Origin of the sequence: Sphaerisporangium viridialbum (genome assembly GCF_049674955.1) — a bacterium.
GTDB lineage: Bacteria > Actinomycetota > Actinomycetes > Streptosporangiales > Streptosporangiaceae > Sphaerisporangium > Sphaerisporangium viridialbum.
The window spans coordinates 800,041-811,575 of record NZ_CP187232.1 but is presented as its reverse complement, the minus strand read 5'-3'; the positions used below and the strand labels follow the sequence as shown (position 1 = coordinate 811,575).

The 11,535-nt window shown below is 72.1% G+C and carries 11 protein-coding genes; 7 read left to right on the top strand and 4 right to left on the bottom strand.

Annotated features, from left to right (window positions below):
* Nucleotides 1-3 precede the first annotated feature (3 nt).
* Complete coding sequence (gene lysA, locus ACOZ38_RS03780; RefSeq protein WP_424528809.1) at nucleotides 4-1,284, bottom strand: diaminopimelate decarboxylase; 1,281 nt, start codon at nucleotides 1,282-1,284, stop codon at nucleotides 4-6.
* Nucleotides 1,285-1,429: 145 nt separating this feature from the next.
* On the opposite strand from lysA, the gene ACOZ38_RS03775 reads away from it, so the two are divergent.
* From ACOZ38_RS03775 to ACOZ38_RS03755, 5 genes are read left to right on the top strand one after another with little or no spacing between them, the layout of a single operon-like run.
* On the top strand, nucleotides 1,430-2,314 hold the full coding sequence (locus ACOZ38_RS03775; protein ID WP_424528808.1) for an ABC transporter substrate-binding protein: 885 nt from the start codon (nucleotides 1,430-1,432) through the stop codon (nucleotides 2,312-2,314).
* Nucleotides 2,305-3,237 (top strand): amino acid ABC transporter permease, encoded by a 933-nt coding sequence (locus ACOZ38_RS03770; RefSeq protein WP_405143952.1) that lies wholly within the window; start codon nucleotides 2,305-2,307, stop codon nucleotides 3,235-3,237. Before ACOZ38_RS03775 ends, ACOZ38_RS03770 begins: the two co-directional genes overlap by 10 nt.
* Nucleotides 3,238-3,245: 8 nt before the next feature.
* Entirely contained in the window at nucleotides 3,246-3,998 is a 753-nt protein-coding gene (locus ACOZ38_RS03765; RefSeq protein ID WP_424536954.1) for an amino acid ABC transporter ATP-binding protein, read from the top strand.
* Nucleotides 3,995-5,620 (top strand): N-acyl-D-amino-acid deacylase family protein, encoded by a 1,626-nt coding sequence (locus tag ACOZ38_RS03760; RefSeq protein WP_424528807.1) that lies wholly within the window; start codon nucleotides 3,995-3,997, stop codon nucleotides 5,618-5,620. The genes ACOZ38_RS03765 and ACOZ38_RS03760 overlap by 4 nt, the downstream gene beginning before the upstream one ends.
* The gene (locus tag ACOZ38_RS03755; RefSeq protein ID WP_424528806.1) at nucleotides 5,617-6,420 is read left to right on the top strand and encodes a serine hydrolase; all 804 of its coding nucleotides are present in this window, start codon (nucleotides 5,617-5,619) and stop codon (nucleotides 6,418-6,420) included. The genes ACOZ38_RS03760 and ACOZ38_RS03755 overlap by 4 nt, the downstream gene beginning before the upstream one ends.
* Nucleotides 6,421-6,438: 18 nt before the next feature.
* Here the strand turns inward: ACOZ38_RS03755 and ACOZ38_RS03750 are convergent, their stop codons facing one another.
* Both ACOZ38_RS03750 and ACOZ38_RS03745 read right to left on the bottom strand, forming a co-directional pair.
* Nucleotides 6,439-7,350 carry a LysR family transcriptional regulator gene (locus tag ACOZ38_RS03750; RefSeq protein WP_405143946.1) on the bottom strand — a complete coding sequence of 304 codons (912 nt, stop codon included), beginning with the start codon at nucleotides 7,348-7,350 and terminating at the stop codon, nucleotides 6,439-6,441.
* Between the two features lie 37 nt (nucleotides 7,351-7,387).
* Entirely contained in the window at nucleotides 7,388-7,882 is a 495-nt protein-coding gene (locus ACOZ38_RS03745; RefSeq protein WP_424528805.1) for an ATP-binding protein, read from the bottom strand.
* 251 nt (nucleotides 7,883-8,133) lie between these two features.
* Between ACOZ38_RS03745 and ACOZ38_RS03740 the strand changes: the two genes are divergently transcribed.
* Both ACOZ38_RS03740 and ACOZ38_RS03735 read left to right on the top strand, forming a co-directional pair.
* Entirely contained in the window at nucleotides 8,134-9,039 is a 906-nt protein-coding gene (locus tag ACOZ38_RS03740) for a helix-turn-helix domain-containing protein (RefSeq protein ID WP_424528804.1), read from the top strand.
* A 127-nt stretch (nucleotides 9,040-9,166) separates the two neighbouring features.
* On the top strand, nucleotides 9,167-10,054 hold the full coding sequence (locus ACOZ38_RS03735) for a sugar kinase (protein ID WP_405143942.1): 888 nt from the start codon (nucleotides 9,167-9,169) through the stop codon (nucleotides 10,052-10,054).
* 143 nt (nucleotides 10,055-10,197) lie between these two features.
* On the opposite strand, the gene ACOZ38_RS03730 is transcribed toward ACOZ38_RS03735, so the two are convergent.
* Nucleotides 10,198-11,526 (bottom strand): cytochrome P450 family protein, encoded by a 1,329-nt coding sequence (locus ACOZ38_RS03730; protein WP_424528803.1) that lies wholly within the window; start codon nucleotides 11,524-11,526, stop codon nucleotides 10,198-10,200.
* Between the last annotated feature and the right edge of the window lie 9 nt (nucleotides 11,527-11,535).

The following is an 11,535-nucleotide window of genomic DNA, read 5'->3' as shown; positions in this document are numbered from 1 at the left end:
GGCTCACGGGTAGAGGCGGAGCAGGTCCTCCTCGGTCTCGCGGCGTACGATCACGCGGGCCGACCCCTCGCTAACCGCGATCACCGGCGGGCGGGTGACGTGGTTGTAGTTGCTCGCCATGGCCCGCTGGTAGGCCCCGGACGCCGGAACCGCGAGCAGGTCGCCGGGCCGCAGGTCCGAGGGCAGCGCGATGTCGCGGATCAGCACGTCACCGCTCTCGCAGTGCTTGCCGACCACCGTGACCACGCGGGGCGGGGCGTCGGAGCGGCGGGAGGCCAGGGCGGCGGTGTAGGCCGCGCCGTACATCGCCGGGCGCGGGTTGTCGCTCATCCCGCCGTCCACGCTGACGTAGGTCCGCACGCCCGGGATCTCCTTGACCGTGCCGACCTCGTACAGCGCGACCGTGGTGGGCCCGGCGATCGAGCGGCCGGGCTCCACCGCCGGACGTACGTGGTCGGGCAGCGCCGCGCGCAGCGCCGCCACCACCTCGGCGGGCCGGGGCGGCACCGGGTCGCCGGGACGGTAGGCGATGCCGAGGCCGCCGCCGAAGTCGAGCTTGGGAATCGTGATGCCGTGCTCCAGCTCGCGGGTCAGCAGGAAGCTCGCCATCCGGCGGGCGGCGAGCGCGAACCCGTCCAGGTCGGTGATCTGCGAGCCGATGTGGGAGTGCAGCCCGGTGAGCTCCAGCGAGGGCTCCGCCAGCACCCGCCTGACCGCCTCGGCGGCGAGGCCCGCGTTGAGCGAGAAGCCGAACTTCGAGTCGTCGCCGCCGGTGGCGATGAACTCGTGGGTGTGGGCGTTCACGCCGGGGGTGACGCGGACCATCACGCTCTGCCGCACGCCCGCGGCGGTGGCGACGGCGGCCAGCCGCTCGATCTCGGTGAACGAGTCGACCACGACGCACCCGACGCCCCAGGCCACGGCGGCGCGCAGTTCGGCGGCCGACTTGTTGTTGCCGTGGAACACCACCCGCCCGGGCGCGATGCCGCCGGCCCGCGCCACGGCCAGCTCTCCGCCTGTGCACACGTCCAGGCAGAGGCCGAGCCGGTCGAGCCAGCGGACGATCTCGGGGCACAGGAACGCCTTGCCGCCGTAGTGGACCTCGCCGCCGGGGAGCGCGTCCCGCCATTCGGCGCACCGGGCTTCGAACTCGGCCTGGTCGACGACGTAGGCGGGGGTGCCGAACTCGGCGGCCAGCTCGCGCGCGCCGACCCCGCCGATGGTCAGTCGCTCGCCGGCCCAGGCCGCCGTACGGGGCCACACATCGTCGATCACCAGTGTCATGGGCTCCGAGGCTAGGACTCCGGACCGCTCACCCGGGGAGAGCATCGAAGACTTCGATGCTGAGGCTCGCAAGCATTCATGACCGTTGGGACCGAGACCTGCCATCGCCAGCATATGGTCAGGTACCAGCAAAATAGGAGATTCCATGACAAAGCGCCTATATGTGGCCATTGCCGCCACGCTGGCTCTCACGGCGGTCGCCGGCGGCTGCGGGCGTTCGTCGTCGGGGGCCGAGACGGGCAGGAGCACCGCCGCCGCCCAGGCCAAGACGGCCAAGGACCTGGTGCCGGAGGCGCTGCGCACGGCCGGGGAGCTCCGGGTCGCCACCTCCGAGGGGTACCCGCCGATGGAGATGTACAAGAAGGGCACCCAGGAGCTGACCGGCGTCGACCCCGACCTCGCCGCGGCGATCGCCGCCAAGCTCGGACTGAAGGTCAAGATCACGAACGCCGCCTTCGACGGCCTGATCCCCGGACTGCAGGGCAAGCGCTGGGACCTGGTGATGTCCTCGCTGAGCGACACCGAGCAGCGCCGCGCGGCCGTGAACTTCGTCGACTACTTCAACGCCGGCGGCGCGATCATGGTGAAGAAGGGCAACCCGGAGGGCGTCAAGACCCTCGACGACCTCTGCGGGAAGACCGTCGTGCTGGCCAAGGGCAGCTCGAACCTCGCCATCGGCCAGCGGCAGAACGACAAGTGCGCCGAGAAGATGCGGATCATGCAGAGCGAGGACGCCCCGACCGGGCTGCTCAGCATCGACTCCGGGCGCGCGGTCGCCACGATCGTCGACTCCCCCGTCGCGGCGATGTACGCCAAGGAGACCGGCAAGTACGACGTGCTCTCCGAGCAGTACGACGCGGGACCGTGGGGCATCGCGATCGACAAGCGCGACGAGGGACTGCGGGACGCCGTGGCCAAGGCCATGGAGGAACTGCTGGCCGACGGCGGCTACCAGGCGATCCTCGACCAGTACGGGGTGAGCGCCAACGCCGTTCCCCAGGTGCTCGTGAACACCAACCCATGGCAGTGAGCCGTTCACCCGGCATGGTCCGGGAGCCCGTGCCGCACGAGCTCCCGATCAAGGCGGTGCGCCCGCCCCGCCCCGGCCGGTGGGTCACGGCGGCGCTGGCCGCGCTGTTCCTGGTCTGGCTGGCCTACACGATCATCGTCAACGAGAACCTGCACTGGGACGTCATCGCGTCCTTCCTCGTGGACGGCAGGATCCTCGGCGGCCTGTGGGTGACGATCCAGCTCACCGTGCTGTCGATGGCCATCGGCCTGGCGCTCGGCGTGCTCGCCGCCGTGATGCAGCTCTCCGGCAGCCCGGTGCTGCGCGGGGCCTCCGCGCTCTACACCTGGTTCTTCCGCGGCACGCCGCTGCTGGTCCAGCTGATCTTCTGGTTCAACATCGGGCTGGTCTTCCCTGCGTTCAGCATCGGCATCCCCTTCGGCGGTCCCAAGCTGGTCGAGTGGCAGGCCAACGAGCTGATCACCCCGTTCACCGCCGCGCTGCTCGGCCTGGCGATCAACGAGGGGGCGTACATGGCCGAGATCGTGCGGGCGGGCATCCGCTCGGTGGACCCCGGCCAGCGCGAGGCGGCCGAGTCGCTCGGCATGTCCCACCGCCAGGTGCTCCGCCGGGTCGTGCTCCCCCAGGCCATGCGCGTGATCATCCCGCCGACCGGCAACCAGTTCATCTCGATGCTCAAGACGACCTCGATGGTGTCGGTCATCGCGGGCGCCGAGCTGCTGACCGTGGCCCAGCGCATCTACCTCGGCAACTTCGAGGTCATCGCGATGCTCGTGGTCGCCTCGATCTGGTACGTGGTGCTCACCACGCTGGCCAGCATCGGCCAGCACTTCGTCGAGAAGCGGTTCGAGCGCGGGCACCACGCGGTGTCCGCGCGGGTCCGCCGCAACCTGCGGCCGTTCGCGAGGGGAGGGGCGTCGTGACCGGACCCATGGTGCGGATCCGCTCGGTACGCAAGAGCTTCGGACCGGTGGAGGTGCTGAAGGGCATCAGCCTGGACGTGCCGGCCGGCGGGGTCGTGTGCGTCGTCGGGCCCTCGGGCTCCGGCAAGTCGACCCTGCTGCGCTGCGTGAACCGCCTGGAGACGATCGACGCGGGCCGCGTCTGGGTCGACGGCGAGCTGATCGGCTACCACGAGCAGGGAGAGCGGCTCCACCTGCTCCGCCCGGCCGAGCTGTGCCGGCAGCGGCAGGGCATCGGCATGGTGTTCCAGCGCTTCCACCTCTTCCCGCACCGCACGGCGCTGGAGAACGTCATGGAGGGCCCGGTCACGGTCAAGGGCGCCAAGAAGGCGGAGGCGCGGCGGCGGGCCGTCGAGCTGCTGGAGCGGGTGGGGCTCGCCGACCGGGCGCACCACTACCCCGCGCAGCTCTCCGGGGGCCAGCAGCAGCGGGTGGCCATCGCGCGCAGCCTGGCCATGGACCCGAAGCTGATGCTGTTCGACGAGCCGACCAGCGCGCTCGACCCCGAGCTGGTCCAGGAGGTGCTGGCGGTGATGCGCGACCTCGCCCGCAGCGGCATGACCATGATGGTGGTCACCCACGAGATGGGGTTCGCCCGCGAGGTCGGCGACCACCTGGTGTTCATCGACGACGGCGTGATCGTCGAGCAGGGCGACCCTCGCGAGGTACTCGCCGACCCGCGCCACGAGCGCTTCCGCGCCTTCCTCGGCCAGGTCCTGTGAACCGCGCGGCGTCCGGCGCCGGTCCGGAGCGCTTCGACCTGCTGGTGCGCGGTGGTCTCGTGGTCGACGGCACGGCGGGCCCGGCGCGGGCCGCCGACGTCGGCGTGGCCGGAGGGCGCGTCACACTGCTGCCGCCGGGACGTCCAGCCGAGGCGCGGCAGGTGCTCGACGCGGAGGGGATGGCCGTCGCGCCCGGCTTCATCGACGTCCACACCCACTCGGACGGCGTGGCCCTGATCGGCACGGACGGTGACCACCCGCTCGTCTGGGCGTCGGTGCTCCAGGGGGTGACCACCGAGATCTGCGGGAACTGCGGCTCCAGCCTCTTCCCCGCCCTCCCCGAGCGGCTGGAGGAGCTGCGCGGGGAGACCCGGATCACCTTCGGCGGCGAGGTCGGGATATTTCGGGACTTCGCGGGGTTCGCCGCGACGCACTCCGCGCTGCCCCGTGCCAACCACCTCGCCTCCCTCGTCGGCCACGGCACGCTCCGCGCGGGCGTGATGGGCCATGTCGACCGCCCCGCGACCCCGCGGGAGCTCGGCGCCATGCGCTCGCTGCTCGACCTGTCGCTCTCCCAGGGGGCCGCGGGCCTGTCGACCGGGCTCATCTACACCCCCGGCACGTACGCGGGCACCGACGAGGTGGTCGCGCTCGCCGCCGTCGCCGCCCGCCACGGCAAGCCGTACGTCACGCACCTGCGCGACGAGATGTCCCGGGTGGAGGAGGCGCTGGAGGAGGCCGTCGAGATCGCCCGCCGGAGCGGCGCGGCGCTGCACGTCTCCCACCACAAGACCGCGGGCAAGTACGCCTGGGGCCGCACCTCGCGCACCCTGCCCCGCATCGCCGAACTGCGCGACGGGGGCATGGACATCACCTGCGACGTCTACCCGTACACGGCGGGCAGCACGTCCCTCGCCGCGATGCTCCCGCCGTGGGCCAACGACGGCGGCTACGCGGTGCTGGCGGCGCGGCTGGCCGACCCCGCCCAGCGCGAGCGCATGCGGAGGGCCATCGCCGAGGGCGTCCCCGGCTGGGAGAACACCGTCGGCAACGGCGGCTGGGACCGCGTCTCGATCGCCTGCACGCCGCGCCACCCCGAGATCGAGGGCCGTACGGTCGCGGAGCTGGCCGCGTCCAGGGACGCCGACCCGGTCGACGTCGCCGCCGAGCTGCTGATCGCAGAGGACGGCGAGGTGACGATCATCAGCCACTCCATGGTGGAGGAGGACGTGCGGCGGGTGCTGGCCTCGCCGTACGCGATGATCGGCTCCGACGGGGTGCCCAAGCCGGGCGGGCGCCCGCATCCCCGCTGGGCGGGCACCTACCCGAGGGTCCTCGGGCACTACGGCCGCGACCTCGGCCTGCTCACGCTGGAGACGGCGGTGCACAAGATGACCGGCATGGCCGCCGCCCGCTTCGGGCTCGCCGGTCGCGGGGTGATCCGTGACGGCGCCCACGCCGACCTCGTAGTATTCCACCCCGCCACCGTGGCCGACCGCGCCACGTTCGGCGAGCCGCTCCTGCCTCCCGCCGGGATCGGCGCCGTGGTCGTCGGCGGGCAGATCGTGGTCAGGGACGGCACCCCGACCGCCGCCCGCCCGGGAACGGTGCTCGCCACATGATCGACCTGGAATCCCTGGGACATGAGTGCCCGGGGACGCTGGCCGTCTCGGTGCCCGGCCTGCTCGCCCTGAACGAGGACGTGGAGCTGCCGCTGGCGAGCGCGGGCAAGCTCCTGCTGCTCGCCGAGGTCGCGCGCGGCGTCGCCTCGGGGTCCCTCGACCCCGCCGAGCGGGTGACGCTGCTGGACGACGACTACCGGGGCGGGTCGGGCCTGCTGCGCGACCTTTCCGCCCGCCAGTGGACCGTGGGTGACCTGGCCCTGCTCACTGCGGCGGTGAGCGACAACACCGCGACCAACGCGCTGCTGCGGCGGCTCGGGCTCGACCGGGTCAACGAGAGGGCGGGCGACCTCGGGTTCGCCCGCACCCGCGTCCTCGACCTGATCCGCGAGCCCCGCCTGCCGGAGCACCCGCCCGCCTTCGCCGTGGGCACGGCCGCCGAGCTGGCCCGGTTCGCCACCCTGCTGATCACGTACGGCCCGGACGAGGACGCGCCGTGGAAGGCCATGCTGCTGGGCTGGATGGCGCACAACACCGACAGGAGCCTCGTGCCCGCCCTTCTCCCCCACGAGCCGGAGGACCGCGACGTCCCCTCGGCGGTGCCGCCCGGCACCGTGTGGGCGGCGAACAAGACCGGCACCGACACCGGTGTGCGCACCGATGTGGGCGTGCTGGCCGGGGCGCGCCGCATCGGCTACGCCGTGCTGGCCAGTGGACCGGCGGGCCGGGAGCACGACCTGGTCAAGGCCGTACGGCAGGCCGGGCTGCGGATCGGCGCCCTGGCCCTGCGGCGCGACTGACCGGTTGGGGGCGGCCGGTCAGCGCTGGGCGACGCGCAGCTGGGCCGAGGCGTCGCGCAGGTAGTCGATGAAGGAGCGCAGCGCGGGGTTCGGGTTGGTGGGCCGGATGGCCGCGCCGATGCGGCGGAAGAGCTTCGGCCCCTCGACCCGGCAGACGTGGATCCCCGTGGCGCCCTGCGCGCCGAGGCTCGGCACCAGTGCCACGCCGAGCCCGGCGCGTACGAGCCCGAGCGTGACCTCGTAGTGGTCGCTCCGGCAGCGGATCGCCGGGCTGAAGCCCTCCAGCGCGCTGGCCCGCTCCAGCACCGAGACCGGCGTGTCGGTGCCGTAGGTGGTGATCCAGGGCTCGTCGGCCAGGTCGGCGAGCCGCACCCGGGGACGCTGCCCCGCGGGATGGCCCACCGGCACGACCAGGAGCTGCGGCTCGTCGAACAGGTGGATCACCTCGACGCCGTCGGGGGCCTTCCAGGGGTCGAGGGCGTTCTCGAACACCACGAGCACGTCGAGCGCGCCGCGTTCGAGGTCGGGAAGCAGCTCGTGCGGCTGGCCCAGCACCAGGTCGAGCTCCACGCCGGGGTGCCGGGCGCTGAAGGTCGACAGCGCCAGGGGCAGCAGGCGGTAGCCGGCGGAGGCGAAGAAGCCGATGCTGAGCTGCCCGGCGTCCGCACGCGCCTGGGCGAGCAGGTCCTTCTCCGCGGCCTCGATGATGTCGAGCACCTCCTGCGCCCGGGTGGCGAGCCGGCGCCCGGCCGCCGTGAGCCGTAGGCTGTGCGCGTCGCGCTCGACCAGCCCGATGCCCGCCTCGTCCTCAAGGCGGGAGAGCTGGTGGGACACGGCCGAGGGCGAGAGCCGCAGGCTCCGCGCTGCCCCGGCGATGCTCCCGGTACGGAAGACCTCAAGGAGCACCCTGAGGCGGTGACTGCTCAGCACCTCCCCAGTATCAGCGCAGGCCAGGGCAGATCGGACCTCAGGCGGAGGTGCGGCGGCGGCCGAGCGCCAAGGGGGCGGTGAAGGCGGCCCAGACCAGCTTCCCGCGGCCCTCCTGGAGCCGCCAGCCCCAGGAGCAGCTCAGGCTCTCGACCAGCCACAGGCCCCGGCCGCTCTCGGCGAGGTGGTCGGCCTCGGTGACGACCGGCGGCCGGTCCTCGGGGTCGAAGACCGCGCACACCACGTGGGAGGCACGGTGGAGCAGGCGGAGCCGGGTGGGCTCCCCGGCGTGCCGCACGGCGTTGCTGACCAGCTCGGAGACGACCAGGCGGGCGTCGCAGGTCAGCTCGTCGAGACCCCAGTTGTTCAGGGTCGTCACCGTGAAGTCCCGTGCCACCTTGACAGACGCGCCCGTACGGCCGAGGGCCCCCAGCTCGGCGACCGGCTCCCAGAGGTTGTCCTCCATCGCGGGTAGCAGCCACCAGGGAGCCTCGCCCCGTACAACGGATTGCCGGCGTGCCAGGTGTGCGGTCATCAAGGTCCTCACTACGTTGGGCCGTTCACGCGGTCGGGACATGACGTGGGAGAGTCAATCTTTCCTTCACGTGCCGTACAGATGCAAGAACAGATGCACGTGCAGATTGCTCTTTTCCCACGGAACTGTGACATTCACTCCTACAACCTGGATTCTTCTGGGCAGTCCGGAAAGGCCGAGGCGCCGTATACGACCGGGCCCCGGGGATGAGACACTGACGGCTCATTCATCCGAGGCTCCAGGGAGCTCGCATGATCTCGGCGCTGGGCTCTGACGAAACTGGTGACGGGCGCGTCGCCGCCCACTCCCGGGGCGGCCCCACCGCCCTGCGCATCCTCCTGGGCGCCCAGCTGCGCCGGCTGCGCACGGCCAACGGCATCACGCGCGAGCAGGCGGGCGAGGCCATCCGCGCCTCCCACGCCAAGATCAGCCGTCTGGAGCTCGGCCGGGTCGGCTTCAAGTCCCGCGACGTCGCCGACCTGCTCACCCTGTACGGCGTGGGCGAGACCGACGAGCGCGCCACGTTCCTCGCGCTGGCCGAGCAGGCGAACGCGCCGGGCTGGTGGCACAAGTACAGCGACCTGCTCCCCACGTGGTTCGAGCTCTACGTCGGGCTGGAGGAGGCCGCCTCCGTCATCCGCACGTACGAGATCCAGTTCGTCCCGGGTCTCACCCAGACCGAGGACTACGCCCGCTCGGTGATCATCCTCGGCCACGCGGACGCGTCCGCCGAGGAGATCGACCGCCGCATCTCGCTGAGGATGGCCAGGCAGCGGCGCGTCACCTCCCCCGACGGGCCGAGGTTCTGGGCCCTGGTGGACGAGGCGGCGCTCAGGCGCCCGCTCGGCGGCCCGAAGGTCATGCGCGCACAGGTCGAGCGCCTTCTGGAGCTGACCGCCTCGCCGAACATCACCCTGCAGATCGTCCCGTTCGGCCACGGCGGGCACGCGGCGGCCGGCGGGCCGTTCACCATCCTGCGGTTCGACGAGCGCGAGATCCCCGACGTCGTCTACATGGAGCAGCTCACCAGTGCCCTGTACCTCGACAAGCGCGAGGAGACCGACCCGTACATGAAGGTCATGGACCGCCTGTGCGTCGAGGCCTCCACCGTGGCCGAGTCGAGGCGGTTCCTCGAAACGTTCCTCAAGGAGATGTGAGGCTCCAAGGCGGCCATGCCGCATGGGATGCCGAAGTCGTCATGTCATTGTGAGTGACATTGGTCTCTGCCATGCTTTCGGCCATCAGCGGCAGATGGGCGTTTCGCATGGCACGAAAGATCCTGATATGACCGAGGTCTTCACGCTTGGAGAGGCGCTCGGTGTCATCTCCGCCGACCGTCTCCGCCACGACACCGACGTACGTCTCGACGTCGCCGGCGCCGAGCTCACCGCCGCCGTCGGACTCGCCCGGCTGGGGCACTCCGTGACCTGGCTGGGGCGGGTCGGCGGCGACGAGCTGGGCGCCAGGGTCGTCACGGTGCTGCGCGGCGAGGGGGTCGACGTCTCCCACGTGCAGTCCGACCCCGGCGCGCCCACCGGGCTGGTCATCAGGCAGCGGCGCATCGGCCGGGTGGGCCACGTCGTCCACTACCGCGGCGGGTCCGCCGGGTCCCGGCTCGGGCCGGGCGACGTCCCGGCGCGGGCCCTGCAGTCGGCCAAGGTGCTGCACGTCACCGGCATCACCCCGGCGCTGAGCGGCACCGCCTGGAGCGCGGCCCACCACGCGATCAAGCTCGCCAGGGACTCCGGCACGGCCGTCTCCGTGGACGTGAACTACCGGCCGCAGCTCTGGATCGACCGCCAGGAGGCCGTCGAGGCGCTCAACGAGCTGGCGACGGGAGCCGACGTGCTCTTCGCCAACCAGGACGAGCTCCAGCTCATCGAGCCGGTCATTGGAACGATCCGCGAGCTGGTGGTCACCCGGGGCGCCAAGGGCGCGAGCGCCACGGTCAACGGCATGCGGTACGACGCGCAGGCCGCGCCCGTGACGGTCGTCGACCCGGTGGGAGCCGGGGGCGCCTTCGCCGCCGGGTATCTCAGCGGCCTCCTGGAGGAGTTGCACCCGACCGACCGCCTGCGCCGCGGGTGCGCGCTCGCCGCCTTCGCGGTGGCGAGCGGAAGCCCCTGGCAGGGCCTCCCCACCCGCACCGAGCTTCCCCCGCTCACCTTCTGAGGACACCGACCAGAAAGCGCTCGCGGCCGGGACGTACCGGCCCGGCCTGAGGCGGCGGCCGGCCGGGCCGTACTGGACGACGCGAACCACGCATGGCGCGACCGGATCCCTCGCCGATCCGGTTCGGCGGCGGCTCGCCGGGGTCAGAGTTTCAGCGGCAGCCGGGCCAGCCGCCAGGAACCCGGCATCGGCTGGCGTTCGAGCTCGGACGGGTCGACGGCCAGCGCCAGGTCGGGGAAGCGCCGGAGCAGCGCCTCGAAGGCGACCTCGCCCTCCTGGCGGGCCAGCGCGGCGCCCAGGCAGTAGTGCAGGCCGTGCCCGAACCCCACGTGGTTCTCCCGGCGCCCGTCCGGCTCGCGGGTGATGTCGAGCCTTTCCGGATGGTCGAACTCCCGGGGGTCGTAGTTGGCTCCGACCAGCACCGCCATCACCGCCTCGCCCTTGCGCACCGGCATGCCGCCGATCTCGACGTCCTCGGCGGCGTAGCGCAGGCGGGTGGCCTGGACGGGGCCGCACCAGCGCATGAGCTCGTGGACGGCCCGCGGCATGAGCCCCGGGTCCTTCCTGAGCAGGTCGAGCTGCTCGCGATGGGTGAGCAGGGCGGCGGTCCCGTTGCCGATGAGATGGGCCGTGGTCTCGTGCCCCGCCAGCACGAGGGTGAGGACCAGCGTGACCATCTCGGTGTCGCTGAGCCGGTCGCCGTCCTCGTCGTGCGTGCGGATGAGGCCGCTCAGCAGGTCGCCGGTGGGGGCCGCGCGGCGCCGCTCGATCAGCTCGTGGATGTGCGTGATCATGTCCCGCAGGGCGGTCGCCATGCCTCCCGCCTGCAGCGTGACGAGCGCCTTTCCCCACTCCCGCCACTGCGCGCGGTCCTCCTCCGGGATGCCCACCAGCTCGCAGATGACGGTGATCGGCAGGGGGTAGGAGAAGTGCTCCATCAGCTCCACGACACCGCCCTCCGCCGTGTCGGCGAGCCTGTCGAGCAGGTCCTCCGTGATCTCCTCGACGCGGGGCCTCAGCTCCGCGACCCTGCGGGCGGTGAACGTGCGCGACACCAGCTTGCGCAGCCTGATGTGGTCGGCTCCGTCGGCGTCCAGGACGCTGTCCAGCACGTACTGCGCGTACTCCTTGGGGATGCCCCGGGCCTCCATCTCCTTCTCGCGGATGTTCTCGATGTCCAGCCCCGGCACGTTGGCCGGGTTGTTCACGAACCGCGGGTCTCCGAGCACCATCTTGACGTCGTCGTACCTGGTGACCAGCCAGATCTCCGTGCCGCGTCCGAAGAAGGAGCCCCGTGCGAGCGGTGCCTGCTCGCGCATCCGGGAGTACCCGCCGAAGGGGTCCCTCATCAGCTCCAGGTCCATCATGTTGACCGTGGCGGCCATGGTGGAGGCGCCCGCGCTACGGGGTGCGCCTGTGGTGCTCGCCGTGCCTGTGGTGCTGGCCGGGCTGTGATCGGCCGAAGTTCCCATGCTTGCCCT